Origin of the sequence: Cellulosimicrobium sp. PMB13 (assembly GCF_051294865.1) — a bacterium.
Taxonomy (GTDB): domain Bacteria; phylum Actinomycetota; class Actinomycetes; order Actinomycetales; family Cellulomonadaceae; genus Cellulosimicrobium.
In genome coordinates, this window is sequence record NZ_CP145910.1 from 2,561,789 (window position 1) to 2,586,773 (window position 24,985).

Genomic DNA, 24,985 nt, shown 5'->3' on the forward strand with positions numbered 1-24,985 from the left:
GCCCGGAGACGGCAACAGGGCCCCTCGCGAACGAGGGGCCCTGCGCGTGGGGTGAGTAACGGGACTTGAACCCGCGACCCCCTGGACCACAACCAGGTGCTCTACCAGCTGAGCTATACCCACCATGGGCGACCGCCCCGAGGGGCGGACCCGTCGACCGGGGCGTGAGCACCGGCCGTCGAAAAGTGTACTAGGTCCGCGAGGGGGTTCAGGACCGCGTGGCGTCGTCGGCCGGGCCGGGGTCTGTGACGGTGGCCACGGCGGGCTCGTCCGGGACCGGGGCGACGGGTCGCGCGACGGAGGACGCCTTGATGCGCGCGGCGATCTGCCGGGCGGTCGCCGAGTCCGGGCCCGGCTGCGGCACGAACACGGCCTCGCGGTAGTAGCGGAGCTCGTCGATGCTCTCGAGGATGTCGGCGAGGGCGCGGTGGCCGCCGTTCTTCTCCGGCGACGCGAAGTAGGCGCGCGGGTACCAGCGGCGGGAGAGCTCCTTGACGGAGGACACGTCGATGATCCGGTAGTGCAGGTGGCTCATGAGCGCGGGCATGTCGCGGTCGAGGAACCCCTTGTCGGTGCCCACGGAGTTCCCCGCGAGCGGCGCCTTGCCGGGCTCGGGGACCCAGGTGCGGACGTAGTCGAGGACCAGCTGCTCCGCCTCCGCGAGCGTCAGCCCGGTCTCGAGCTCGTCGAGCAGGCCCGACGTCGTGTGCATCTGCCGCACGAAGTCGCCCATCTGCTCGACCGCCTCGGCCGGCGGCCGGACGAGGACGTCCACGCCCTCGCCGAGCACGGTCAGCTCGGAGTCGGTGACCACGGCGGCGACCTCGACGAGGGCGTCGGCGCCCAGGTCGAGACCGGTCATCTCGCAGTCGATCCAGACGATGCGTTCGTTGGCGTTCACGGGACTCACGCCCGACAGCCTAGCCGCGGCCGCCCCCCGGGAGGTCCGGGGCGATGTCGTCTGTCTCCGCCTGGCGCGACGAAGGCCCCGGCTGCGCGGACCGTGAGGGGTCCGGGCGGCCGGGGCCTTCGGGGTGCGCCGCCGTCCGTCGGGGAAGGTCCCCGTGCGGGCGCGCGGTCGGTCCGCGTCATGCGGTGCGACGCGGCAGGCGGGCCTGCCGGGTGCGCGCCGGGATGCGGGCGGTCGTGCGGCGCAGCTGCTCACGGCGCAGGGTCTGCTCCTGCAGCTGCTCGCGACGGCTGAGGGCCGCCACGTCGAACGTGATGAGGGGATGCATGGTGTGTGCTCTCGTGACGTCGGAACGCTGGGCCTGGCCGGACCCTCCACCGCCCGGTACGGACCGGACGGACGTCACCGCGGTGTGTTACCACAGAACCACGTGCGGCACGGAGGTGCACCTGAATTACGCGGAGGGCGACGACGCCGCAGCCGCCGGCAGGCCGTCGGCGCACCAGGATCCGCACCGAGGGTCCGACCTGCGAGGGCGTCCGGCACTGCGTAGCGTCCGGGGATGAGCGGCGCGCGGGAGCGGGACGAGCTGGTCGACGGGAGCGGGGGGCCGCCGGACGAGGCGGGCGGGGAGCGGGGTCCGCAGGGCCGGGTGCGACGGCGGCCGATGTCCCAGGTCGTGGCCCTCGCGTGGCCGGGGGTCGCGCTCGTGGTGCTCGGCGTGCTCGGGTTCGTCGCCCTGCTGGACGCGGTGCGCGACCGCGACGACCTGTGGCAGCTCGACGAGCCCCTCCTCGAGTGGCTGGTCGCGCACCGGACCCCGGCGGCGACGGCGGTGCTCACGGTCGTCACGGACCTCTTCGGCCCGTTCGTGCTGCCCCTCCTGGTCGCCGTCGGCTGCGTGGTGTGGGCCCGGCGTTCGGGAACCTGGTGGGAGCCCGGGCTGCTCGCGGGGGCGATGGTGCTGGCCACGCTCGCGTCGACGGTGCTCAAGGCGCTGATCGCGCGTCCTCGACCTTCCGACGAGTCGATGGTCGTCGCCGGGGTCGAACGATCCTTCTCCTTCCCCTCGGGCCACACGATCGGTGCGGCGACGCTCGTCCTCGTGGGCGGCTATCTCGTGTGGCACCGGCACCACAGCGGTCGGCTGCTCGCCGGCTGGGTCCTGGCGTCGGTCGTCGTGGTCGGGGCGGTCGCGGGGAGCCGGCTCTACCTCGGGTACCACTTCCTCACCGACGTGCTGGCGGGTGTCTCTCTGGCCGTCGCGGTGCTCGGGGTGGTCGTGGTCGTGAGCCGTGTGCACGACGCCTCCGCCGCGCGGCGGGCCGCGCCGGGGAAGGGGTCGCGAGAACGCTAAAGAACCCTTGCGCAAGACTTCTTGATCGTTGTAGCGTCCCTGCGTGAGCACTCCTGCGCCCGACCCGGACCGCCAGCCCCTCGTCACGTCCGATCCCGAGCGCATGCGCGCTCTCGCCCACCCGCTGCGGCTGCGCATCCTCACGCTGCTCGACGACGAGCGCGAGGTCACCGCGACGCGGTGCGCCGAGGTGACGGGCGAGTCCGTCGCGAGCTGCTCGTTCCACCTGCGGATGCTCGCCAAGTACGGCTTCGTGGAGGCCGCCGAGCGGCGCGGCAAGGAGAGGCCGTGGCGCGCCGTCGGCCAGGGCCGTCAGACCCGGTTCGACCCGGACGTGCCCGGGTCGTTGCCCGCGGCCGGAGCCGTGGCCGCGCTGATGCTCGACCAGGAGGTGGCACGCGTGCGGGGCTGGCTCGCGCGCGCCGCGTCCGACGCACCGGAGTGGCTCCTCGCCTCGACGCTGACCACGGCGTCGTTCTGGGCCACGCGCGACGAGCTCGCCGACCTGGCGCGCGAGGTCGAGGCGCTGACCGACCGGTTCGCCGGGCGGTGGGACGACCCGTCGCTGCGGCCCGCCGGGTCACGGCCGGCGCGCCTGCTCGGCGTCGTCAACGCCGACCTCCCGGCGGACCCGGTCGTCGGTGGCGCGGACGGCGCCCACGCGGCGGGCCGCGACGACGTGCGTCCAGCCGCGGGAGGCGCCCGATGAGCGGCGAGGGTGCAGGAGCACCGTCGGCGGCCTCGGCCGAGGCTGGCCCAGCGCGCGCTCCCGGTACGGCTGCCCCGGCCGGCCCGGCCGGCTCGCCCGTCGCCGTCGACACGCGGACAGCCCTGCGGTCCCGCCCGTTCCGCCTCCTCACCGTCGGCTGGGCGTTCACGAACTTCGCCGACTCGGTCCTCGCGATCATCCTCGCCGTCTGGGTCAAGGACCTCACCGGGTCGAACGGCGCGGCGGGCCTGGTGTTCGCCGCGCTCGGGCTGCCCGCCCTCGTCGCGCCCGTCCTCGGCCAGATCGCCGACCGCGTGTCACGGCGTCGGATGCTCGTCGTGTCGTACCTCGTGGGTGCGGTGACGCTGCTGCTGCTCCTCGCGGTGCGCGGGCCGGACCAGGTGTGGCTCGTGTTCGCCGTCACCGTCGTGTACTCGGGCGTCGGCTTCGCCACGGCCGCGGCGCAGTCGGGCCTGATCCGCGACATGCTGCCCGACGACGCGCTCGCCCCCGCCAACGGTCGGCTCACGACGATCGACCAGGTCTTCCGGCTGCTCATGCCGGTCGTCGGTGCCGGCGCCTATGCGCTCGCAGGCCCCGTCCCGCTCGTCGTCGCCGCGTCGGGCGCGTTCGCGGTCGCCGCGCTCGTCGTCGGACGGATCGCGCTCGCCGAGACGCCGCCGACCGCGGCCGCGGACCGGGAGCCGTTGCTGGCGGAGGCCACCGCGGGCTTCCGGCACCTCGTGCGCACACCACCGCTGGGCGCCCTGACCGTCGCCCTGGTCGTCGCGTTCGCGGCTGTCGGGCTGCTCAACGCCGTGAGCTTCGCGATCATCGAGGACGGCCTGGGGCTCCCGCCCGAGCTTCTGGGCCCGATCTCCTCCGTGCAGGCCGTGACGGCCATCGTCGCCGGGCTCACGGCAGCGCGGCTCGTCGCCCGGTGGGGCTCGCAGCGCCTCGTGGCGGTCGCGCTCGTCGTGCTGGGCGTCGGGGTCGTCCCGACGCTCGGGTCGCACCTCGTCGCGGTCATGGTCGGGCTCGGAGCGGTCGGGCTCGGCGTGACGTGGGCGATCGTCGGCTTCGTCACGGAGCGGCAGCTGCGGACACCTGCCGCGTTGCAGGGGCGCGTGTCCGCGGCGACGAACATGCTGCTCAACGTCCCGCAGCTCGGCCTGACCGTGCTGGGGGCTGCGCTCGTCGGGGCGGTGGACTACCGCGCGATGCTCGTCGTCACGGTTGTCGTCATCCTCGCCGCCGCCGTGCTCGCCCTCCGCGGTCGCGTCTCGACGGAGCCGGATCGCGCGGGGTAGCAGCCCCGTCGTGCCCGACGGCGCGTGGTCGCCTGGGCGTCGGGGTGGGCGGGGGCGCCGCGTCTACCATCCGCCGCTCGTTCCTCGCGGCTCCCGCCAGACCCGCCACGACGCGGCGCCCCCACCCACCCCTCCGGGTACCACCTCACCCTGGATCTGCTCACCGCGAGATAGAGCCCTGGTCGCCGACGTAGAGCTGTGGTTCGCGAGATTGATCCCTGGTCAGACGACCACGGCACTACCTCGGCAACCATGGCACTACCTCGCGTGGCGGCGGTCCTCTTTCGAGGGTGGCTGTCGTCTCAGTCGTCGAGGCCCCGGGCGCGCAATGCGTCGCCCGTCGCGTCGGCGTGGCGCAGCGAGGCGACGACGAGCGGGACGGCGTAGGCGCGCACGTCGTGCTCGCGTCCGCGCGCGCGGCACGCGTCGCGCACGCGCGCCGCGAGCGCCGCGACCACGGGCACGGCACGCACGGCCAGCGACAGGACGAGGGCGGCACGGGCGACGTCGACCCCCACGCGGCCGAGGGGCCGCAGGCCTCGCTCGGTCGCCGCGAGCACGTCCGACGACCGCGTCGTGACGAGCACCAGTCCGGCGAGCGCGACGAGGACGACGAGGCGCGCGGTGAGCACGACGGCGGTCACGGGGCCCAGCGTCAGCCACTGCACGGCGAGCAGCACCGGCACGACGACGCGCAGCGCCCGGACCTGGCCCCACAGCACGCGCGGGCCGGCTCCCGCGAGCGCGTAGAGCGCCACGACGGCGAGCCCCGCCGCCCCGACCGCGAGCGGCTCGCGGAGCAGGAGGACGCCCGCGCCAACGACCGCGAGCCCGACGAGCTTCGCGCCCGCCGGTGCGCGGTGGAGCGGAGAGGTCCCCGGGCGGTACGTCGCCACGGAGGGCCCGCTCATCGGGTCCCGCCCTCGACGGCCCTCGCCTGCCCGGCAGGCGTCGCGGCCCGCGCGCTGCTCCTCGTGGACGGCAGAGCGGACGGCAGGGCGGACGGCGACGGCGACAGCGGGGGCGACTGCGGGGACGGCGGCGGGAGGTCGTCGTCGACGAGGCGGCGGTAGTGGGCGAGCGCGGCGCCCGGTTCGTCGTCGGCGACGACCCGGCCGCCGTCGACGACGAGGACGCGCTCCATGGCGGACACGAGGTCGAGGTCGTGCGAGACGAGGACGACCTGCTGGGGGAGCGACGCGAGCTCGGCCGCGACGTGGCGGGTGTTGCGCCGGTCGAGCAGGGTCGTCGGCTCGTCGGCGACCACGAGGTCCGGCTCCGTGACGAGCACGGACGTCAGCGCGAGCAGCTGCTTCTGCCCGCCGGAGAGCAGGTGCGCGGGGTGGTCGGCGTGGTCGGCCAGCCCGCGCGCCTCCAGCGCGGCCCGCACCCGGGCGTCGCGGGCGGTGCCCGCCGGGACCTTCCGCAGCGAGTACGCGACGTCCTCGGCGACCGTCGGCATGACGATCTGCGCGTCCGGGTCGGTGAACACGAACCCGACCCGGCGTCGCACCTGCGCGCCGTGGCGCCGGGTGTCGAGGCCGTCGACGAGCACGCGGCCGCTCGTCGGCAGCACGAGCCCGTTGAGCAGGCGCGCGAGCGTGCTCTTGCCCGACCCGTTCGCCCCCACGACGCCGATCCGCCGCTCGCGCAGCACGAGGTCGACGCCGCGCAGCACGTCGCGCTCGCCGAGGCGCACGTGCACGTCGTCGAGCGTCACGACGCAGCCGAGCACCCCGCGTCCAGGACGCTCGTCGCCGGCCCGGTCGCTCGCGCCGTCGCCCGTCGCGTCGCTCGCGCCGTCGCCCGGCAGGTCGCTCGCGCCGTCGCCCGGCAGGTCGCTCGCGCCGCGGTCGCGGGCGCGTGCGGACGGCCACCTCATCGGACCACCTCCACGAGCGCCGCGACGCCGAGGCCACCGCCGACCGCGGCGGTCGCCAGCCCGCGCGTCCCCGCCGGGGCGCCAGCCCGCACGAGGCGGGAGAACAGCCGGACGACGGACACGGCGCCGCTCGCACCCCACGGGTGCCCGAGCGCGAGCGCACCGCCGTCGGCGCACACGCGGCCGTCGGCGCACACGCGCTCGTCACCGTCGAGCGGGTCGAGGCCGAGAGCGTCGGTGACGGCGAGCACCTGCGCCGCGAACGCCTCGACCACCTCGACGGCTGCCAGGTCGTCGACCGACCAGCCCGCCCGGTCGAGCGCGGCCCGCGTCGCGGGGACCGGTCCCCAGCCCGGTGCGGCGGGGTCGCACCCGACCGTCGCCGAGGCGACCAGGCGCAACCCCGGGACCCCGAGCCCGCGGCGGACCGCCTCGGGGACCACGGCGACGGCCGCCGCGCCGTCGCTCACCGGGCTCGCGGTGCCCGCCGTGACCGTCCCGTCGGGCGTGAAGGCCGCGGGCAGCCTCGCGAGGCGTGACGCGTCGAGCCGCCGCGCCCGCTCGTCGCGGTCGAGCGCGCCCCGACGCCGGCCGGGCACGCCGGGCACGCCAGGCACACCGGGCGATCCGGTCGGGGTCGTGGTCGGGGACGCGGGTCGCGGTGTCGTGCCCTGCCGTTCCCCGGCCAGGGGGTCGACCGCCGCGGTGCCGCCCGCCCCCGTCGGCGGTGCGCCGAGGCGGACGACTTCCGCGTCGAACCGACCCGCCGCGTGCGCGGCGAGCGCGCGGGCGTGGCTGCGGACGGCGTAGGCGTCCTGGCGCTCGCGCGGTATGCCGCGGAGACGGGCGAGGGCGTCGGCCGCGGCGCCCATGTCCGGGTCGGCCCACGGCGCGGGGGTGAAGGCCGCGCGCGCGTACCCGGCGGGTGCGCCGCGGTGCGACCGGACGGGTGCCGCCGACGCGCTCTCCGTCCCGCCCGCGAGGACGAGCCGGGCGTCTCCCGCCCGCACCTGCTGGGCCGCGAGCAGCACCGCCGCGAGCCCGGAGCCGCACTGCCGGTCCACGGTGAGCCCCGGCACCTCGACGCCCAGCCCGGCGGCGAGCGCCGCGACGCGCGCGACGTTGCCACCCGGTCCGGTGCAGCACCCGAGCACGACGTCGGCGACGTCGTCCACGACGCCGGACACCCGCGCGTCGTCGACGACGGCGCGCAGCACCGCCGCCGCGAGGTCGACCTCGGTGCGTGAGCGGTGGCCGTGGCCGGCCGTACCGATCCACGTGCGCCGCGCGGCGACGACCACGGGCATGCTGCTGCTGCTGGTGTCGGCGCCCCGGGCCGTTGCGCGCACCGTGCCCCCGGCGGTCACGGCAGCGCCACCAGGGCGGTGGGCGTGCGCTCCAGCGCGCCGAGGGCCTCGCTCAGCGCGCCGCGCGCGGGCTTGCCCGACGGCGTGCGGGGGAGCGCCGGCGTGCCGTACCAGCGGCGCGGGCGCTGGCTCGGCGCGAGCGCGGACCGGGCGACGCGCTCGAGGTGCGCGCGCAGCCCTGGGCGCGCGTCGCACTCCACGACGGCGGTGACCACGGCCCCGAGCCGGCGGTGCGGCGTCCCGAGCACGACGACGTCGCGCACGCCCGGCACGGCCCGCAGCACGACCTCGACGTCCTCGGGGACGACGGTCGAGCCACCGGTGAGGATCGCGCCGTCACCGCGACCACGCAGCACCAGGCCGACGCCACCGACGGGGTCGGCGGTACGGAGCGGATCGGTGGGCGAGTCCGTGACACAGGGCGGGTCGGCGGACGGGTCGGGGGCGCGGAGCGGGTCGGCGAGCGGCTCGGCGAGATCGCCGACCGTCGCCCAGTCGCCCTCGCGGCGCAGCGGCCCGGTCGCGTGCGCGAGGTAGCCCTGCGCCACCCACGGCGAGCGGACCCACACCTCGCCGACGCTCGCACCGGCGAGCGGGCGCACGTCGAGCTCGACGCCCGGGAAGGCGCGCAAGCCCGCCCCGTCGGGGTCGTGGGCGACGAACGAGAGCTCGACCGCGCCGTAGTACGCGAGGACGGCGAGGTCGTGCCGGGCGGCACGCCCGCGCACGCCGGCCGGGAGGGACGCGCCCCCGACGACGACCTGCCGCAGGCGCGACGGCGCCCCCGCGTCGAGCGCGTCGAGGACCTCCTCCAGCACGGACGGCACGAGGTGCACGACGTCGCAGCGCGCGAGCGCGGCGGTCAGGGCGGCGGGGGTGCGCGTGAGGTACGCGCACGCCCCGAGGGCGAGCGTGTGGACCGCCGCGAAGCAGTACAGCGACGACGCGAGCGGCCCGGGGACGAGGACCGTGTCCGTCGGGGCGACGCCGGTCAGCCGCGTGACGTCGTCGAACGAGTCGACCCACGACGCCCGCGTCCGCACGACGGCGCGAGGACGACCCGTGCTCCCGGAGGAGAAGCCTGCCCACGCGAGATCGTCCGGCCCCGGGTCGACGGTCGTCTCCGCGTCCCGCACGGTCCCGCGCGGGAGCGGCACCTCGACGAACGTGCGCGGCCGGACCGAGCGCAGCACCTCGGCGCGGTGCGCGCGCGGCCAGGCCGGGTCGCACACGAGCGGCGTCGCGCCCGCGAGGTCGACCGCGAGGACGGCGGTCAGCAGGTCGACCGGGTCCGGCAGCGACACGGCCACGAGGTCTCCCGGCGCGGTGCCCGCGGCGCGCAGGAACGTCGCCCCGGCCCGCACGTCGGCGCCGAGCGCCGCGTAGGTGCGGGACCGGTCGGCGGTGCGCAGCGCGACACGGTCGCGCGAGGCGTGGTCGGCGGCGTGACGCAGGACCTGGGGGGCGACGGGCACGGGCACACTCTCCCAGGTCGTCAGCGGCGCGCGGTCCGTGCGGCCGGGTACGCGCGCAGCACGCCGACGGTCACGGCGGCGGCGGCGGCCGCCTTGAGCACGTCGCCGGGCAGGAACACGAGCGAGAGCTGCACCGTCGTCGTGAGAGGCACGCCGGTGAGGAGCGCCTGGACGGGGATCCCGATCGCGTAGACGACCGCGACACCGCCCACGAGACAGGCGCCCAGCACGGGCCAGAAGGTCGGTCGGCGCAGCCGGTCCACGAGGAGCCCGACGGTCAGGGCGCCCGCGAGGAAGCCCACGAGGTAGCCCGCCGACGGACCGGCGAAGACGGCGAGCCCACCACGGCCGCCCGCGAGCAGCGGCAGGCCCGCCGCGACGAGCGCGAGGAAGGTCGCGACGGAGAGCGCGCCCAGCCGGGCGCCGAGGACCGCTCCCGCGAGCATGACGCCGAGCGTCTGGAGCGTGATCGGGACGGCGTTGCCGAACAGGGCGAGCGACCCGGGCACGCCGAGCGCGGCGATCAGCGCCGCGAACGTCGCGACGCGCGCCGCGTCACCCGCGGTGAGGGCGAGCAGGCGTCCCCGTGGTGCGGCGGCGCCGTCGGTCCGCACGTCGGCGAGGCGATGGGGTCCGGGGTCCGGGGTGGTGGCGAGGGCCGGGGGTGCGGTGCGGGCCGTCGTCGGCTCGGGCGTCGCGTCGGTCACGGGTGCTCCTGTCGTGGTCGGGCAGGTCACGACAACTCTCGCGGGCGGCCGGCGTCGGCGCCGACAGGGCGACGGACGACGCAGGGACGCCGTCGTGCACGGAACCCACAACGCGTTGGAGGATCCCTCCAGAACCTCGCCCGTGAGGGGCGACGCTCCAGGAGGAATCCTCCAACGGGCGGCCGGGGCGGCTCGAACCCGGTGCGCCAGGGTGCCGGACCGGCGCCCGGTCAGGCCTCGCCCGGGAGCGCCTTGCGGACCACGAGCCGTGTCCACGCCCCGAGGTAGATGCGGTCGCCGTCGCCCAGCTCGCGGCGCTGGCCGGCCGGGATCGGGTCGGTGGGCAGCGCCTCGCCCGCAGGGCTCACGTAGGTCCCGTTCGACGACTGCAGGTCCTCGACCCACCAGCGCTGCCCGTCGGTGCTGAGCTGGCAGTGCCGTCGCGACACGCCCGTGTCGGCCCCGCAGTCGACCTGCGGGTGGATGCCGCGCGAGACCGACGGCCGGCCCACGAGCACGCTGCGCTCGCGCAGCACGACGAGGCCGGGCAGCCCGGCGGACGGCATGGGGTCCTCCGGCTTCTGGGCCGCGTACCAGTCGGGGTCGATCCAGATCTCGACGACCCACTGGTCGGGTCCGGGGACCGGCGGGGTCGGCAGGTGGGTGGCCGACGACGCGGGCGACGTCGGTGCGCCGGCCGCGGCCGCGGCTGCCGCCTCGGGCGCCCCGGTCTCCCCGGCGACAGGCAGGGGTGAGCCCTCGGGCGTCTCGGGAGCGGGCACCGCGGCGGAGTGCGCGGGGTCCGCCGTCGGCGGCGCGCTCGGGACGGGGGACCCCGACGACGGACGGACGGCCGAGCTCCCCGCCGGGGGGTCGAGAGAGAGCGCCGACGGCGGTTCCACCGGCTCCGGGAGCGCCCCCGTGGTGAAGTCGTACCCGCAGTTCTCGCAGAACAGCGCGCCCGCGGCGGCGGGGAAGCCGCAGTTCGGGCACGTCGTCGCCGCGGTGGTCGCCGCGGGCGTGGACGCCGGTGCGGCGCCAGCCGGCGCCGGCGCGGGGGCGCCGCCGCCGGTCGCCGCCGCGATCGGCTCGCCGCACACGTCGCAGTAGTCCGTCGACTCCGACGGGTGCCCGTTGGGGCACACGACCGCGCTCACCGGCGGACCCGCGTCGTCTTCGTCGAGGCGGTGTCGAGCGCCATCTCGTCGAGCGTGGAGGTGTTGCGCTTGAGCCGGACGGTGCCCTGCTCCTCGCTGTCGATGTCGACGACCTTGCGCAGCCGCGTCGTGGCCTCCGCGTTGCCCGTCTGCTGCGCGAGCTGCACCGCACGGCCGAGCTTGACGGTGGCCGTCGCCTCGTCGCCCGACGCCTTCGCCGCGAGGCCCTCCTGGATCGCCGCGGCCAGCTCCGTCTGCCCCGTGTAGTGCGCGACCTCGGGGTTGATGCGCGTGGTGAGGGAGTCGTCGTCGGACCACTTCGCCTTGACCAGGCCGGACGAGACGACCTCGCCGTTCACCGCGAGCTGGACCCGCGCCGCGAGCTGCTCGGAGCCCACGGGCTTCGACGCGACGCGCACGGCCACGTGGTAGTCGCGCGACTCGTCGCCCCACGAGCCCGTCGGGTACGAGCCGGTGAGCGGGTTGACGTCGCTGCGCCGGGTCGTGAGGTCCTCGACCGTGGGCGCGACCTGGCGCACGAACAGCACCTGCGCCCCCTGCGGCGCCCACACGCGCAGGTCCGCGGACGCGACGCCGCGGGCCATCGACGCCCGCATGAGCGCCTCGAAGTCGGCCGCGATCTCGCTCGGGTCGGCGATGAGGTCCACCGAGCCGAGGAGCGCCGTCGCGATCTCGCGCAGCTCGTCGACCTGCCAGCGCGTCCCGACGCCGCGCGCGTCGCACTGGAAGTGGCCGGTGACGTCGCGCACGGCCGCGGAGAGGTTCGCGCGCGGCTCGGACTCGTTCTTGCCGTCCGTGAGCAGGATCGCGTGCCGCTGCGTCGCCTGCGGCACGGTCTCGAAGAGCTGGTCCGCGAGGCGCAACCACGTGCTCATCGCGGTGCCGCCGCCCGGCGTCATCATCGAGATCGCGCGCTTGGCCTCGGCGCGTGCGCCGGGCTCCATCTGGACCATCGCCACGCGCGCGTTCGGGTAGGGGAACGCACGGTGGGCGACGTGGCTGCCGCCGACGATCGCGAACCACGTGCCGTCGAGGATCTGGTCGACCGCGACCTGGGCCGCGTGCTTGGCCGACTCCATGTTGCGCCCGGACATCGACCCTGACGTGTCGACCATGATGATCTCGGCCACCCCGCCGGCGGTGCCGCCCCCGGCCGTGCCCGCTCCCGAGCACGTCACGGTGACGATCGCGTGGACGTCGGTCGCGCCGTCGGACAGGAACTCGTTCTGGTAGACCTCGGCGGAGAACTCGGCCATGGGGGCTCCTTCGGTGATGCGGTGTTCGGGCAGGCTATCGGGTCGGTCCGGGCGGGTTCGAGCGGAACGCTCGGGCGGGTTCGTGGAGTGGGCGGGTGAAGCGGTCGCGGTCGGCCGGTCGGACGGCGGGCGCGGCCTCGGTCGGCGGTCGGCGGCCGCTGGTCGGTGGCCGGGTCAGGCGGCGGCCCCTGCGCCGAACCGGGCGAGCGTGACCGTGATGTTGTCCCGTCCGCCCTGGGCGTTCGCCCAGCGGACGAGGGCCGCGGCGAGCGCCTGCGGGTCGGAGCCGTCCGAGCCCTCCGTCGCGTGGACGAGCGCGGCGAGGTCGCCCGCGGCGGAGCAGTAGTTCCAGAGCCCGTCCGAGCACACGAGGACCCAGCCCGGGCGGTCGGGGATCGTGGCCGCCGTCCGTGCGGTGGGATCGGGCGCGTCGTGCCCTAGCCAGCGCGTGATCGCGTGCGCCTGCGGCGACGTCTCCGCCTGCGCACGCGGGATGCCCTGGGCGATCATCTCCTGCGCCCACGAGTCGTCGACGCTGAGCTGGTGCGCCTCGCCCGCGTCCGGCAGCCAGTACGCGCGCGAGTCGCCGACCCACCCCGTGACGACGAGCGGACCGTCGACGACGGCCGCGACGAACGTGCACGACGGCGGGTTCTCGCGGTCGGCCGTGTTCGGGACCGCGGCCAGGACCGCCTGGTTGGCGGCGCGCGCCGCGTCGCCCAGCAGCACGGACCAGGCGCTGAGCCGCGCCGTCGTCTCGCCCTGGACGGGAGCGTCGCCCGTCGGGCCGCCCGCGGCGAGGACGTCGCGCGCGGCCCGTGCCGCGGCGAGGCTCGCGACGTCGGAGTCCGGCGCGCTGGACACGCCGTCGCACACGACGAGCGCGGCGAAGGACCGGTCGGCCAGGTCGTCACCGGCCGCAGCCCCCGGCCGCTCCGCGGATCCCACCCCGACGGGGGCCGGGCCGCTCGCCGCGAGCGCCATCGCGTCCTCGTTCCGGACGTGGCGTACCCCGCGGTCGCACACGCCCGCGGCCCAGGCCGCGGGCCGCTCGGCCCAGTGGTCGCGCTCGGTCGCCGCGGGCTCGCCGCACTGCGCGCAGTAGCCGTCCTCCGCGATGGTGCCGCCGCAGCGCACGCACGGGCGCACGCCGTCGGGCTGGCTGGCTGCGTGCTTGCCGACAGGGTGCTGGTCGTCGCCGGATGCGGTGCTCGGGTCACCGCCCGACGTCGCGTCGACGCCGGGCACGACACCCGCCTCGGGAGCCGTCGACCCGGGCGCCGCGGGCTCGGGTGCGAACGACGCCAGCGGCGTGCCGCACGCCTCGCAGAACCGCGCACCGGGGTGCGACGGCTCGCCGCACGCCGGGCAGGAGAGGAGATCGTCCGGTGCGCCGCCGTCGGGCTCGCCGGGCGCCTCCCCCTCGACGGGGGTCGTGCCCGGGTCCGTGGCCTCGGCAGACGCGGTGCCGGGGTCGGTCGCCTCGGCAGACGCGGCGCCGTCGTGGGTCCCATCGGCAGGTGCGACGCCGGGGTTCGTCGCCGCGGTCGCTGCCTCCTCGGCGGTGATCGCGTCGGGACCGGTCGCGCCGGGGCCGGTCGCGCCGGTGGGGGCGCTCATCGGACGGTCCATCGGCGGACCTCGTTCGCCCGGTCGACGAGCGTGATGCGCTCGTCGCGCGAGTCCGTGAGCGACGCGAGGTCCCGGTACGCGCTCTCGAGGGCGTCGCGCAGCGCCGGCTCGTCCGCCGGGACGCCCGCGATCCGGGTCGTGGGGGACGGGCCGGACGCGGTCACGGTGTCGAGCGCGGAGCGCAGGACCCCCACCGAGAGCTCGGCGCGCTCGCGCGGCGCGATGGTCACCGCCCCGACGCTCGCGAGCGCGTCGGCGAGCGCCGGCAGACCCCGACCGGAGTCGGCGAGGAGATGGGCCCGCAGCACGCGCGACTCGACGTACGAGCTGCGCGTCGGCGTCACGAGGTCGAGCGCTGCCAGGGCGCCGTCGAGGTCGCCCCGCTCGCGGCGGATGCGCGTGAGGCCGAAGGCGGCCGGCGCCGTGTAGTTCGCGTCGGACCGGGCACAGATCACGTAGAGCGACTCGGCGATGTCGGGCTCGCCGCTCAGCTCGCAGGCCGTCGCGAGCGCGAGCTTGGGCGCGAGCTCGCCCGGCACCTGGCCGTAGACCGCGTTGAACGACGCGCGGGCCGCGACGGAGTCACCGCGCGCGAGCTCGTCGAGGCCGCCGAGCCAGGCGGCACGCCACTCCCAGGGGTCGTCCGCGAGGATCTCGGCGATCGTCGTCTGCACGACGTCGCGCCGTCCGGCCTCGATCGCGGCGCGGGTCCGGGCGAGGCGCACCTCGACCGTGTCCTCCGGGGCGTCGGCGAGCGCTGCGAGCCGCGCGTCGGGGTCCGCGATGTTGACCCCCGCGAGCCAGCTCGCCATGGGGTCGTGCTCGTCGGCGCGCAGCACGGGCAGCTCGTCCCAGTCGAGCGGCCGCTCCGCGACGTCGGAGACGGGCGCCTCGAACAGCACGGACGCGGCCGAGTGGAGCGCCGCGTGGCCGGGGCCCCGGTCGGTCGCGACGACCTCGCGCAGGACGCCGACGAGCTGGGCCCGCATCTCGTCGACCGTGGCGAACCGGTCGGACGGGTCGAGCGCGCACGCCTTGGCGAGCAGGCGGTAGAACGAGTCGTACCGCTGGAACACGGGCGTCTCGGCGACGGGCGGCAGCGACGCGACGTACGTCGTGGTGTTCCCGCGGAAGTCGAGCACGAGCGTCGCGAGCGTGCGGCCGATCGTGTAGATGTCCGACGCGACGGACGGGCCGACCTCCGCGACCTCCGGCGCCTGGTACCCGACGGTGCCGAAGATCGCGGACTGCAGGTCGTCGAGCCGCCGCACGCCGCCGAGGTCGATGAGCTTGACCCCGTCGCCCTGCTGGATGACGTTCTCGGGCTTGAAGTCGCAGAAGATCAGGTCGTGGTCGTGCAGGTAGGCGAACGCCGGCAGGACCTCGAGGACGTAGGCGAGCGCCTGGTCGACGGGGAGCGGGTCGATGCCGCCGCCGTTGGCCTCGCGCCGGTCCTGGAGGATGTCCTTGAGCGACTTGCCGCCGACGTACTCCATGACGGTGTAGCCCGCGCCGTCGTGCATCGCGAAGTTGTAGATCTCGACGATGAGCGGGTGCTCGACCTCGGCGAGGAACTGGCGCTCGGAGATCGCGGCTGCGTACGCGTCGGGGTCGCCCGAGTTGAGCAGGCCCTTGAGCACGACCCAGCGGCCGGACACGTTCTGGTCGCGCGCGAGGTAGATCCAGCCGAGGCCGCCGTGCGCGAGGCAGCCGACGACCTCGTACTGCCCGCCGACGACGTCGCCCGGCGAGAGCTGCGGCGAGAAGTCGAACCGGTTGCCGCAGTGCGGGCAGAAGCCCGCGGTGCGACCGGGCTGGCCGTCGTGACCGCGCCCGACCTTCTCGCCGCACGCGGGGCAGAAGCGCTTGCGCTCCGCGACCTCGGGCACGGCCATGACGGCCTGCAGCGGGTCCGTCACGGGCGCCGAGGGGACGGTCGTGAGTCCCGCACCGAGACGGTGGCCCCGCAGGCGCGTCGAGGAGGTGCCGACACGACGGGTCGCCTTGGACCCTGTGGCGGCGGTGCGCGCGGAGCCGAGCGCGGCCGTCGCGAGGCGGCTCGAGCTCGTGCGCCCGGTGCGCGTGGAGCGCTCGGCGTCCGGGTCGGACCCGCCGGGGGAGACCGCGCCGGTCCGGCCCTGGACGAAGCCCGTGCCGAGCATCGCCGACGGCGACGCGGCGGTCGCCGAGCCGGCACCCTGCGCCCTCGCCGTCGACGGGCCGGTCGAGGCGCCCGCGGTCGCGGGCGTGCCCCCCGGGGTGCCGCCGGCCGGCGCCCCGCAGACGTTGCAGTAGCCGTCCTCGATGGTGCCCGGGCAGCCGGGCTCCGAGCACGGGACGGTCGCGGTGGTCGTCACGACGACGCTCCTTCCGAGGTGGGCAGGTCGCGGGTGAGGAAGTGGTACTGCTCGACGAGGAAGCGCGCGAGCACGACGTCGCACGGCGTCGCCTCGACGGCGTCGCGGGCCTCGGTGAGGCCGGAGCGGACGGTGGGGGAGGCGGAGCGGCCGTTCGCGTCCGCCTTGGCGGCAAGCTTCTCGAGGCTGTACCGCAGCTCGGCGCGCTCGCGCAGGGGCCGGGCGTAGGCGTCCTCGACCGTCTGGACCGCACGGGCGACGGCGTCGAGGCGGGCGGAGTAGGCGTCGAGCTCGAACCGGGAGTCGGGCACGGGGCCGAGCCGGGAGACGTCGGGGACGGCGAGGCGCGGCGGGTGCGCGATCTCACGGCGGCACCGGGTCACGAGCTCGCGCAGCGCGGGCTCGCGGGCCTCGAGGGCGTCGCGCCGCTCCGTCGTCCGCGCCCGGTCGCGGCCGAGCTCGCGCCGTTGCGCGGAGGCGACGATGAGGTCCCGCTCCGCGCGGGCCACCTCGGTCTCGAGCTCCGCGAGCGGACCGGAGACGTCGGCGCCGCGCGCGGCCTGCCCGACGAGCCGGTCGAGGCGTCCGCGCAGCGCCTCGATGCGACCCCGGGCGTCGGCGTCGGACCCGGCGAGGTCCTCGCAGCGCACGAGCTCGGCGCGCACGCCGCGCAGCCGCGCGACCTGGTCGGCCGTGTGCGGGTCGAACGACAGGCGCGTGCGGAGCTGGACGACGAGGGCGTCGCACAGCTTCACGGCCTCGACGAGCGACACGAGCGCGGCGCCGGAGCCCGAGTCGAGCCGGCCCCACACGAGGACCGACATCTTCTCGCGCGCGACCGCGTCGACACGGCCCGAGTCCCACGTCACCCGCAGCTCGTCGGCACGCCCGCGGATCGCCTGCCACAGCGAGAGCGCGAGCACGAGGTCGGCCGTGTACGCGTCGGGCGTCGCCGCGGCCTGGGCGGCGGCGTCGAGGCGGTCCAGCTCGGTCCGCCGCGCGTCGAGCCACGTCTCGAGCGCGCCGAGGTACGCCATGAGCTCGGCGGCCGGGATGGCCTCACCGAGCCGTCCCGGCGCCTCGGGTGCGACGGGACGGCTCACGGCGTGCGGCCGTAGACCGGCGCGGGGGGCGTCGGGGCGTCGCCGAGCACGCCGAGCCAGCGGTCGTAGCTCGCGGCCCAGGTACCGTCGGACGTCATCCGCTCGAGGACGCCGTTGACGAACCGCACCATGTCCACGTTCGCGGCCGGCACGCCGACGCCGTACGGCTCGTCGCTGATGGCCTCGCCGACGACCTTCGCGTACGGGTCCTGCGCGGCGAACCCGGCGAGGATCGTGTCGTCGCCCGTGATGGCGTCGACGCGGCCCTGCTGGAACAGAACGAGGCACTGCGTGTGCGTCGTCGCGGGGACCGCCTCGATGCCGGGGTACTCCCCGAGGCGCGTGATCGTCGTCGTGCCTTCCGGCGCGCACACGCGCTGGCCCTCGAGGTCCGCGATGCCCGCGGCCTGCGAGTCGCGCGTGACGAGGACCTTCTGGCCCGCGTGGTAGTACTCCGCGGAGAACGCGATCTGCTCCCAGCGGTCGCAGTTGATCGTGAACGCCCGGGCGACGAGGTCGACGTCGTCCGGGTCGTCGCCCTCGAGGACCTCGATGCGCTGTCCCGACGTGATGACGCGGAACTGCAGCCGGTCCGGGTCGCCGAAGATCGCGCGCGAGACCTCGCGCAGCACGTCGATGTCGAAACCCTCGATGTCGCCCGAGAGCGGGTTGCGCGAGCCCATGAGCAGCGTGTCCGCCGACACCCCGACGCGCAGGACGCCGCGCTCGCGGATCTCGGCCATCGTGCTGCCGGCGGGGAGCGCGTCGGGCGCCGGGAGCGCACCCTCCGGCGCGTAGGACTGCACGGGGTCGGAGCACTCCGCCGGCGCCGTGGCGGCGGGCGGCGCGCTCTCCTCGGCAGGCGGCTCCTCCGCGGCGAGACGCAGGTCGTCGGAGCCGCTCGGGCCGGTGCAGGCCGCGAGCACGAGCGTCGTCGCGGCGAGCGCGGCGGCGAGACCGGTCCGCAGTCGCGACCGGCGCGGCGCGGTGCGGTGGGCTCGGCCCGTGGTGGCCGCGCGGGCGGCGTTCGTCGTCGTCACCGGTACTCCTCCAGTCGTGCCGTCATGCCGCGCCACGCGAGCAGGGCCGCGACGAGACCGGCGGCCAGCAGCAGCCAGCCGGCCACGGCGGCGCTCGTGCTCGCCGACGCGAGGTCGTCGCGGGTCGCTGCGGCGTTCGTCCCGATGTCGTCGCGGGCCGCGGCAGAGAAGGCGTCGAACGCGGCGTTCGCGCTGTCGGGCTCGGTATTCGTCGCGAGCGCGACGGCGCCGTCCCAGTCGCCGCCGTCGTCGAGCGCGCGGATCTCCGCGTGGTGCCCGACCCACTCGTCGAGCGCCTGGGCCGTCGTCCCGTCGAGGATGCCGTCGGCCGCGGCGGTGTCGAGCCGCTCGGCGGCGTCGGCGGTCGCGGCCTGGAACTCCTCCTCGTACGCCTGGCCGGAGCCGCGCTTGATGAGCGTGAACGCCTCCATCGACTTCGCCTCGTTCGCGAGCGCGTACGCCTGCGAGGCGGCGAGCGTCGCGGCGTACGGGCCGGTGCGCACGTCCTGGGCCCGAGCGGACGACTGCGAGAGCAGGATCGTCCCGACGAGCCCCACGACGAGCACGACGACCGTGGCCGACGCGAGGCCGACGTTGAGCACGCGGTGCGTCCGCCGCGCGAGCCACACCTGGCCGAGCACGAGCACCGCGAGCGCCACGAGGCACCCGGCGAGGATCCACAGCGCGTTCCGCACGCCCGAGAAGTCGGCGGCGACGCGGTCGGCGTCGTCGAGCACGACCTCGTCGAGCGCGGGCAGCATCTCGTCGCGCAGGATCGTGGACGCCTGGTCGAGGTACGCGGCGCCGACGGGGAAGCCCTGCCGGTTGTTGGCGCGCGCCTGCTCGACGAGCCCGGTGTACACGGTGAGGTCTGCGGCGACCTGCCCGAGGAGCTCGGCGTCGGCCTCGTTGCTGCCGGACAGCGTCGCGAGGTCGGCCGCCGCCTGGTCGACGAGCTCGTCGTAGCGCGCGCGCTGCTCGGCCGGCTCGAGGCCACCGACGAGGAACGCGCCGGTCGCCGTGGCGTCGGCCGCGACGAGCGCGTTGCGCACCTCCTGGACGCCGACGAGCTGCGCCGAGTCCTCGGCGGCGGCGTCGAGCGCGCGGGACTGGACGCTGCCCGCCTGGAAGCCGAGCAGGCCCAGCGCGACGGAGGCGAGGACCGACAGGGCGAGCACGAGGCGCAGGCGGCCGGGCGTCCGGCGCAGCGCTCCGCGCGCGCGGGCGACGGTCGCGCTGCCGGCGGGCTGCACGGCCTGGCCGGCCGGGGCCGAGGGCGCCGCGAGGACGGTGCCCGACGGCGGGGGCGCGGCCTGGCGGACCGGGGTGGTCGTCATGCGTTCTCCTCGACGGTGGGGTGGACGGGAGGTGGCGTGCTCTCGGGCGCGTCGAGCGCCTCGGGCGTGCCGGGTGCCTCAGGGTCGACGGGCGGGTCGAGCGACGCGAGCAGGGCGGGCGCGCCCTCGCCGTCGACGAGGTCGGCGGGCAGGAGCAGACGCAGCTCGTCCACCGTGGGGGCTGGCACGTCGCGCAGCCGCCACGCGTGGCGGGCGATGGCGGCGTCGAGCACGTTGCGGGCCCAGCGCGCGTTGCCGAAGCCCTCGGTCCGGGCCTGGGCGGCGGCCAGGCGGCCGAACGTCTCGAGCGCCGCGGGCGTCGGCTCGAAGTCGGAGCGCTCGGCCATGCCCGCGAAGATGTCGCGCAGCTCGTCGTCGGTGTAGTCCTCGAACGTGATGGTCGTCGAGAACCGCGACTCGAGGCCGGGGTTCGTCGCGAGGAAGTCCGCCATCGGCCCGGGGTAGCCGGCCACGACGACGACGAGCTCGTCGCGGTGGTCCTCCATGTCCTTGACGAGCGTGTTGATGGCCTCGGCGCCGTACTGGTCCTCCGCGAGCCCGTAGGCCTCGTCGACGAACAGCACGCCGCCGAGCGCGGTGGCCACGACCTCCGACGTCTTCACGGCGGTCTGGCCGAGGTAGCCCGCGACGAGCTCGGAGCGGTCGACCTCGACGAGGTGGCCCTTCGCGAGCAGCCCGAGCGCGCGGTAGATGCCCGCGACGAGGCGCGCGACCGTCGTCTTGCCCGTGCCCGGGTTGCCGAGGAAAACGAGGTGGCGCGTCAGCGTGGGCCGCGTCAGCCCGGCGTCGGTCCGCAGCTTCTCGACGCGCAGCAGCTCGGTCTGGCGGTGGATCTCGTCCTTCACGCGGGCGAGCCCCGTGAGCGCGTCGAGCTCGGCGAGCAGCTCGTCGAGCGGGCGCGCGGGCTCCTCCTCGGCCTCGGTGGCCTGCGCGGACGTGGTCTGCGCGGTCGTCGCCGGCGCTGCTCCGGTCGTCCCGCCCGTGTCGGTAGCGGTCCGTCCGGTGCCCGACGACGCGGGGTCGCCCGGCGTCCCGTGCCCGCGCGCCCCCAGCGCGTCGAGGATCGCGTCCACGGACGGGACGTCGGGCGCCGTCGTGCGCGGAGCGGGGAACGGGTTCCCGAGGCGAGCGAGGTCGCCCAGGTCGAAGGGGTTCGCCGACGCCGGACGCGCGCCGAGCGGGCCGCCCGCCGCGGGCGTCGTCGGGCCGGGTGCGGGTGCGGACGGGACCGGCGGGGACGGCGGGCGGGTGCCGGCGGTCGCGGTGCGCTGGACGGACGCGGTCGCCGCGGCGCTGCCGGCGACGTGCGGACCGGGCGAGCCGAGGGCCGCGGCGGCCGTCGCGACATCGGCCAGCGCCGCACCGTACGTGCCCGCGCGCGTGGAGCGGGCGGCCACGAGACCGGCGAGCACGTCGGTGGGGGAGGAGCGCCAGCGCCGTGCGCTCGAGGCGGCCGTGAAGAACGCGCCGGTCGCGGCGGGGTCGTGGCCGAGCGCCGCGAGCCACGCCGCGGGGGCACCGGTCGAGGACTCGGCGACCGCGGCCGCGAGGCGTGCGCCCTCGTCGCGGGCTGCGTCCTCGTCGACCCCCGCGTCGCGTGCGGCGGCGGCCAGCGCGTCGAGCGCGGTGGCGAGGTCGGGCGTCGTCACGGGGCCTCCAGGCGTCCGGTCAGGTCGGGCGGCGGCGTCCCGGCACCGGCACCCGGCGCGAGGGAGATCGACGAGTCGCGGAACTTGTCCGCGAGGAACTGCCCGTGCGCGACGAGCGCCGCGGCGTCGGCTCGCGAGACGGCGTCGGAGATCTTGTCGAGCGTCACGCCGAGCAGGTCGAGCTGGTCGCACAGGAGCATGAGGGACGTCTTGCCGTGCGCGACGACGCGGCGGTCGGCGAAGTCGCGCGGCAGGCGCAGGTACGCGCCGACGGCCTCGGGCAGGTAGCTCGTCGCGGTCGCGACGACCGTGTGCGCCTGCTGCGACCCGCCGCCGAGGCGGTCGAGCCGCGGCACCATCTCCTCGACCGTGCCCGTGATGCGGTGCACACGCGCCGTCACCGCCGGGGGCACGCGCCCCTCGATCTGCTGCTCGATCCGCTCGACGGACGCGAGGATGTCGGCGCTCGTCGGGGGCGCAGGCAGCTCGAGGGCGGGCTCGGACGTGCGGGAGCGACCGCCCATGCGGGCGACCACGTCGGAGAACCAGCCCATCTAGGCGACCGTCCAGCTCGGGGTGCGTGCGGGAGATGACAGGGGAAACTCTGCGGATGCTGCGGGTGCTGCTGCGGGTGTCGTCGTCGTCATGCGGGGCGGCTCAGAGCCGGCCGATGTCGAGCGAGCCGTTGCCGGCCTGCGACACGTCCGAGCGACGCGCCCGGTCGAGGTACTCGTTGGCCTTCGTGGTCTCGGTCTCGAGGACGCCGATCGTCTGGGCCATCGAGTCGAGCGCCTGCGTCTTGAACGTCGAGATCGAGTCCAGCGTCGCGTAGATGTTCGCGAACGCCTGCTGGAGCTGCGGCAGGCCCACGGTCGCGCTCGCCGCCTGCGACTGGATGGTCGCCGACTGGTCCGCGAGCATCTTCGACGTCGACGCGATCATGTTCGACGTCGTCGTGTTGAGCGCGGTGATCTGGTCGAGCACGAGCTTCTGGTGGGCGAGCGCCTGCGCGACGATCACGGCCGTGCGCAGCGCCGAGATGGTGGTCGTCGTCGCGCGGTCGACACCCTTGATGAGCTCGAGGTTGTTCTTCATGATGATGTCCATCGCGAGGTAGCCCTGGATGGAGACCGCGAGCTGCGTGAGCAGGTCCTGGTGCTTCTGGCGCACGTAGAACTGGACGTCCTCGCGCAGCGCCTGGGCCCGCTCGGGGTCCGTCGTCTCGAGCTGGGCGATCTTCGTGGAGAGCTCGGTGTCGAGCCGCTCGGCGATGAAGATGTACTGGTTGAGCCGGCCCATCGTGTCCCAGAGGTTCTGCTTCTCCAGGTTGAGGGCGGCGTTGTCCTTGCGGAGCTCGTCCTGGCCGTTGTAGAGCGACTGGACGATCGCGTTGAGCTGGGTCTGCGAGCTCTCGTAGCGGCGGAAGTAGTCCTGGATCTTGCCGCCGAACGGGATGATGCCGAGCAGCTTCTTGCCGATCGGCGCCTCGCTCGGGTCGAGGTCCTCGACCGTGCGGCGCAGCTCGAGCAGGGACTTGCTGATCTTCGAGCTGTCGGAGACGCCGCCCTCGCGGAACTCCTTGACCGGCATGTCGAGCATGCGGTTGGACACGTCGGCCGCGGCCCGGATGTCGGCGTCGCCCATCTTGCGGACGTCGTCGGCCTTGGCGGCGAACTCCGGCGAGCGCGTGTCCGCGGACAGGAGCTGGTCGAGGTACGAGCCGACCTTGGCCTCGAGGCCGGGGATCGCGGCCTCGTCGACGCGTGGCGCCAGCGAGGGGGCCTGCGTGGCGGCGACGGGCTTGACGGGTTCCGGCGCGGTGAGCGTGAGCGTCTCCGTCGGGGCGGGGGGCTGGAGCGGTGCTGCCTCGGTCATCTCGATCCTTCGCTCGTGCGTGCCGTCGGTCGCCGTCGGTGGCGGCTGGGGGAGTGCTGTCGCACGCCCCCGGTACCCGGGCGAACCGGGCGGAACCGGCCCGTGAGCCGGTCCGGCGAGTATATCTACGACGGGTGGCCCGATCTTTACCCTTTCCCACCCAGGCCGGGTGAGAGCTCCCCATGCCGAGCACAACGAGTGCGGGGCCGATGAGTTCCGTCCGCGAGCGCCGTCGTCCCTGTCGATCGCGCGGCACGGGTCACGTGGACGGACAGGTGGACGCACACCGCCCTCGACGCCGCGGCCATCGGAGAAGAAGGAGACGACCGTGCAGCTCGCCGGGAAGAACGCCGTGGTCTACGGGGCCGCCGGGTCGATGGGGTCGGCGGCGAGCCGGGCCTTCGCCGCCGCAGGCGCCCGAGTGTTCCTCGTAGGACGTACGGCCGCGACGCTCGACGCGCTCGCGGACGAGATCCGGGCGGCCGGGGGCTCGGCCGAGACCGCGGTGGTCGACGTCGACGACCTCGCCGCGGTGCGCGACCACGCGGCGCACGTGGTGGCGACGGCGGGGAGCCTCGACGTGTCGTTCAACGCCGTGGGGATGGACGCCGTGCAGAACGTGCCGTTCGTCGACATGGAGCCCGACGACGTCCTCGTCCCCGTGACGCAGGCCGTGCGGCGCCACACGCACACCGCGAGCACCGCGGCGCGGCACATGGTCGCCCAGGGCTCGGGCGTCGTCGTGGTGCTCTCGACGACGGCGGCGCAGGAGTCGCGCCACGAGATGGGCGGGTTCAACCTCGCGTGCGCCGCGCTCGAGGCGCTCGTGCGCGGGCTCGCGGGCGAGGTCGGGCGCCACGGGGTGCGCGTCGTCGGGCTACGACCCAACTTCACGCCGGAGACCGCCGGGGCGAAGGACGAGGACCTGCCCGACCTCGTCGACGACACCCTGCTCGGACGGCTGCCGCGGCTCGCCGAGGTCGCCGGCAGCGCGGTCTACCTCGCATCGGACGCTGCAGGCGCGACGACGGGTACCGTCCTCGACCTGTCGTGCGGCGCGATCGTCCGCTGACCCCGCTGACCCCGCTGACCGATGAGTCGGCGTCCTGTCCGCGGTCGGGACACCATGACCGACCACGCCTTGCCCGAGACCCGATCCGTACGCGGCCCAGCTCACGTCCCCGAGGGCGCCCGCGCGCTCGTCGCGGGGCCGCACGTCGCGCACCTCGCGACCGTCCTGCCCGACGGCGCCCCGCACGTCGTGCCGCTGTGGGTCGCCTGGGAGGGCGACCGGCTCGCGTTCCTCACCGGTCCGGGCTCGCGCAAGGCGCGAAACCTGGCGCGCGACCCGCGCGTCGCGGTCTCGGTGACCGAGACCGGGAACCCGTTCGTCATGGCGACGCTGCGCGGCCGCGTCGTCGAGGTGCTCGACGGCGAGGCGGGCTGGGCGGTCGTCGACCGGATCTCCGTCCTCTACACGGGCGGTCCGTACCCGCGCGGCGAGGAGCGGCACGCGTTCCTCGTGGAGGTCGAGCACGCCGACGCGCAGTCGTTCGGCTGACCGCTCGCCACGTTCCTGGGCCGACCGGCGCGCGCAGGGACCGCGGGCAGGGGGACGCCGGAGGGCGGTGTGGTGCCCCGAGCAGGACTCGAACCTGCAACCTACGGATTAGAAGGCCGTTGCTCTATCCATTGAGCTATCGAGGCGCGCAGCCATCGTAGTGTGCGGCCTGCGTGCGGGCAGGTCACGACCGCCACCCGGCGTGGAGCCACCCGCAGCCGACCTGCACGGACGGCGCGTACGTTTTGCGGGGTCGGGT

The 24,985-nt window shown here is 75.7% G+C and carries 22 protein-coding genes and 2 tRNA genes; 5 read left to right on the forward strand and 19 right to left on the reverse strand.

Features of this window, described 5'->3' with window-relative positions; all coding sequences use genetic code 11:
• Positions 1-47 precede the first annotated feature (47 nt).
• The 3 genes from V5D56_RS11530 to V5D56_RS11540 all read right to left on the reverse strand — a co-directional run bounded on the left by V5D56_RS11530 (position 48) and on the right by V5D56_RS11540 (position 1,238).
• A tRNA-His gene (locus V5D56_RS11530) sits at positions 48-123 on the reverse strand.
• Between the two features lie 85 nt (positions 124-208).
• Positions 209-910: an oligoribonuclease gene (gene orn / locus V5D56_RS11535; RefSeq protein ID WP_435735481.1), complete on the reverse strand. Its 702-nt coding sequence runs from the start codon at positions 908-910 to the stop codon at positions 209-211.
• Between the two features lie 178 nt (positions 911-1,088).
• A complete protein-coding gene (locus V5D56_RS11540; RefSeq protein ID WP_435735482.1) occupies positions 1,089-1,238 on the reverse strand; it encodes a hypothetical protein in 150 nt (49 codons plus the stop codon).
• A gap of 234 nt (positions 1,239-1,472) precedes the next feature.
• Between V5D56_RS11540 and V5D56_RS11545 the strand changes: the two genes are divergently transcribed.
• The 3 genes from V5D56_RS11545 to V5D56_RS11555 are packed head-to-tail and all read left to right on the forward strand — an operon-like array spanning position 1,473 to position 4,286.
• Positions 1,473-2,267 (forward strand): phosphatase PAP2 family protein, encoded by a 795-nt coding sequence (locus V5D56_RS11545; protein WP_435735483.1) that lies wholly within the window; start codon positions 1,473-1,475, stop codon positions 2,265-2,267.
• 43 nt (positions 2,268-2,310) lie between these two features.
• A complete protein-coding gene (locus V5D56_RS11550; protein ID WP_435735484.1) occupies positions 2,311-2,976 on the forward strand; it encodes an ArsR/SmtB family transcription factor in 666 nt (221 codons plus the stop codon).
• On the forward strand, positions 2,973-4,286 hold the full coding sequence (locus V5D56_RS11555) for an MFS transporter (protein WP_435735485.1): 1,314 nt from the start codon (positions 2,973-2,975) through the stop codon (positions 4,284-4,286). The genes V5D56_RS11550 and V5D56_RS11555 overlap by 4 nt, the downstream gene beginning before the upstream one ends.
• 302 nt (positions 4,287-4,588) lie before the next feature.
• Here V5D56_RS11555 and V5D56_RS11560 read toward each other — a convergent pair whose 3' ends face one another.
• The 15 genes from V5D56_RS11560 to V5D56_RS11630 all read right to left on the reverse strand — a co-directional run bounded on the left by V5D56_RS11560 (position 4,589) and on the right by V5D56_RS11630 (position 23,165).
• The gene (locus tag V5D56_RS11560; RefSeq protein WP_435735486.1) at positions 4,589-5,197 is read right to left on the reverse strand and encodes a CbiQ family ECF transporter T component; all 609 of its coding nucleotides are present in this window, start codon (positions 5,195-5,197) and stop codon (positions 4,589-4,591) included.
• Positions 5,194-6,168, reverse strand: a complete 975-nt coding sequence (locus V5D56_RS11565) for an energy-coupling factor ABC transporter ATP-binding protein (RefSeq protein WP_435735487.1) — start codon at positions 6,166-6,168, stop codon at positions 5,194-5,196. Before V5D56_RS11565 ends, V5D56_RS11560 begins: the two co-directional genes overlap by 4 nt.
• Positions 6,165-7,475, reverse strand: coding sequence for a thiolase family protein (locus tag V5D56_RS11570; protein WP_435735488.1), 1,311 nt, complete (start codon positions 7,473-7,475; stop codon positions 6,165-6,167). Before V5D56_RS11570 ends, V5D56_RS11565 begins: the two co-directional genes overlap by 4 nt.
• Positions 7,476-7,531: 56 nt before the next feature.
• Positions 7,532-9,010 (reverse strand): class I adenylate-forming enzyme family protein, encoded by a 1,479-nt coding sequence (locus tag V5D56_RS11575; protein WP_435735489.1) that lies wholly within the window; start codon positions 9,008-9,010, stop codon positions 7,532-7,534.
• A 20-nt stretch (positions 9,011-9,030) separates the two neighbouring features.
• Positions 9,031-9,624, reverse strand: a complete 594-nt coding sequence (locus V5D56_RS11580) for a biotin transporter BioY (RefSeq protein WP_435739012.1) — start codon at positions 9,622-9,624, stop codon at positions 9,031-9,033.
• Between the two features lie 323 nt (positions 9,625-9,947).
• Positions 9,948-10,874: an FHA domain-containing protein gene (locus V5D56_RS11585; protein WP_435735490.1), complete on the reverse strand. Its 927-nt coding sequence runs from the start codon at positions 10,872-10,874 to the stop codon at positions 9,948-9,950.
• On the reverse strand, positions 10,871-12,151 hold the full coding sequence (locus V5D56_RS11590) for a VWA domain-containing protein (protein ID WP_435735491.1): 1,281 nt from the start codon (positions 12,149-12,151) through the stop codon (positions 10,871-10,873). The genes V5D56_RS11585 and V5D56_RS11590 overlap by 4 nt, the downstream gene beginning before the upstream one ends.
• Before the next feature lie 174 nt (positions 12,152-12,325).
• Entirely contained in the window at positions 12,326-13,771 is a 1,446-nt protein-coding gene (locus V5D56_RS11595; RefSeq protein WP_435735492.1) for a PP2C family serine/threonine-protein phosphatase, read from the reverse strand.
• Complete coding sequence (locus V5D56_RS11600) at positions 13,768-16,140, reverse strand: tetratricopeptide repeat protein (protein WP_435735493.1); 2,373 nt, start codon at positions 16,138-16,140, stop codon at positions 13,768-13,770. The genes V5D56_RS11595 and V5D56_RS11600 overlap by 4 nt, the downstream gene beginning before the upstream one ends.
• Complete coding sequence (locus V5D56_RS11605; protein WP_435735494.1) at positions 16,137-17,243, reverse strand: hypothetical protein; 1,107 nt, start codon at positions 17,241-17,243, stop codon at positions 16,137-16,139. Before V5D56_RS11605 ends, V5D56_RS11600 begins: the two co-directional genes overlap by 4 nt.
• A complete protein-coding gene (locus V5D56_RS11610) occupies positions 17,240-18,283 on the reverse strand; it encodes a glutamate ABC transporter substrate-binding protein (protein ID WP_435735495.1) in 1,044 nt (347 codons plus the stop codon). The genes V5D56_RS11605 and V5D56_RS11610 overlap by 4 nt, the downstream gene beginning before the upstream one ends.
• Positions 18,280-19,620 (reverse strand): hypothetical protein, encoded by a 1,341-nt coding sequence (locus V5D56_RS11615; protein ID WP_435735496.1) that lies wholly within the window; start codon positions 19,618-19,620, stop codon positions 18,280-18,282. Before V5D56_RS11615 ends, V5D56_RS11610 begins: the two co-directional genes overlap by 4 nt.
• Entirely contained in the window at positions 19,617-21,290 is a 1,674-nt protein-coding gene (locus V5D56_RS11620; protein ID WP_435735497.1) for an AAA family ATPase, read from the reverse strand. Before V5D56_RS11620 ends, V5D56_RS11615 begins: the two co-directional genes overlap by 4 nt.
• Positions 21,287-21,844, reverse strand: coding sequence for a hypothetical protein (locus V5D56_RS11625; RefSeq protein WP_435735498.1), 558 nt, complete (start codon positions 21,842-21,844; stop codon positions 21,287-21,289). Before V5D56_RS11625 ends, V5D56_RS11620 begins: the two co-directional genes overlap by 4 nt.
• A gap of 103 nt (positions 21,845-21,947) precedes the next feature.
• A complete protein-coding gene (locus V5D56_RS11630) occupies positions 21,948-23,165 on the reverse strand; it encodes a toxic anion resistance protein (RefSeq protein ID WP_435735499.1) in 1,218 nt (405 codons plus the stop codon).
• A 328-nt stretch (positions 23,166-23,493) separates the two neighbouring features.
• Between V5D56_RS11630 and V5D56_RS11635 the strand changes: the two genes are divergently transcribed.
• Both V5D56_RS11635 and V5D56_RS11640 read left to right on the forward strand, forming a co-directional pair.
• Positions 23,494-24,237 (forward strand): SDR family NAD(P)-dependent oxidoreductase, encoded by a 744-nt coding sequence (locus V5D56_RS11635; RefSeq protein WP_435735500.1) that lies wholly within the window; start codon positions 23,494-23,496, stop codon positions 24,235-24,237.
• A gap of 54 nt (positions 24,238-24,291) precedes the next feature.
• Entirely contained in the window at positions 24,292-24,726 is a 435-nt protein-coding gene (locus V5D56_RS11640) for a PPOX class F420-dependent oxidoreductase (RefSeq protein WP_435735501.1), read from the forward strand.
• A gap of 70 nt (positions 24,727-24,796) precedes the next feature.
• On the opposite strand, the gene V5D56_RS11645 is transcribed toward V5D56_RS11640, so the two are convergent.
• Positions 24,797-24,872: transfer RNA gene (locus V5D56_RS11645), tRNA-Arg, on the reverse strand.
• Between the last annotated feature and the right edge of the window lie 113 nt (positions 24,873-24,985).

Bases quoted from the DNA above. Each gene is read 5' to 3' on its own strand.
- V5D56_RS11540 (WP_435735482.1), bottom strand. From the start codon at position 1,238: ATGCATCCCCTCATCACGTTCGACGTGGCGGCCCTCAGCCGTCGCGAG.
- V5D56_RS11545 (WP_435735483.1), top strand. From the start codon at position 1,473: ATGAGCGGCGCGCGGGAGCGGGACGAGCTGGTCGACGGGAGCGGGGGG.
- V5D56_RS11555 (WP_435735485.1), top strand. From the start codon at position 2,973: ATGAGCGGCGAGGGTGCAGGAGCACCGTCGGCGGCCTCGGCCGAGGCT.
- V5D56_RS11560 (WP_435735486.1), bottom strand. From the start codon at position 5,197: ATGAGCGGGCCCTCCGTGGCGACGTACCGCCCGGGGACCTCTCCGCTC.
- V5D56_RS11565 (WP_435735487.1), bottom strand. From the start codon at position 6,168: ATGAGGTGGCCGTCCGCACGCGCCCGCGACCGCGGCGCGAGCGACCTG.
- V5D56_RS11570 (WP_435735488.1), bottom strand. From the start codon at position 7,475: ATGCCCGTGGTCGTCGCCGCGCGGCGCACGTGGATCGGTACGGCCGGC.
- V5D56_RS11590 (WP_435735491.1), bottom strand. From the start codon at position 12,151: ATGGCCGAGTTCTCCGCCGAGGTCTACCAGAACGAGTTCCTGTCCGAC.
- V5D56_RS11595 (WP_435735492.1), bottom strand. From the start codon at position 13,771: ATGAGCGCCCCCACCGGCGCGACCGGCCCCGGCGCGACCGGTCCCGAC.
- V5D56_RS11615 (WP_435735496.1), bottom strand. From the start codon at position 19,620: ATGACGACCACCCCGGTCCGCCAGGCCGCGCCCCCGCCGTCGGGCACC.
- V5D56_RS11625 (WP_435735498.1), bottom strand. From the start codon at position 21,844: ATGGGCTGGTTCTCCGACGTGGTCGCCCGCATGGGCGGTCGCTCCCGC.
- V5D56_RS11630 (WP_435735499.1), bottom strand. From the start codon at position 23,165: ATGACCGAGGCAGCACCGCTCCAGCCCCCCGCCCCGACGGAGACGCTC.
- V5D56_RS11640 (WP_435735501.1), top strand. From the start codon at position 24,292: ATGACCGACCACGCCTTGCCCGAGACCCGATCCGTACGCGGCCCAGCT.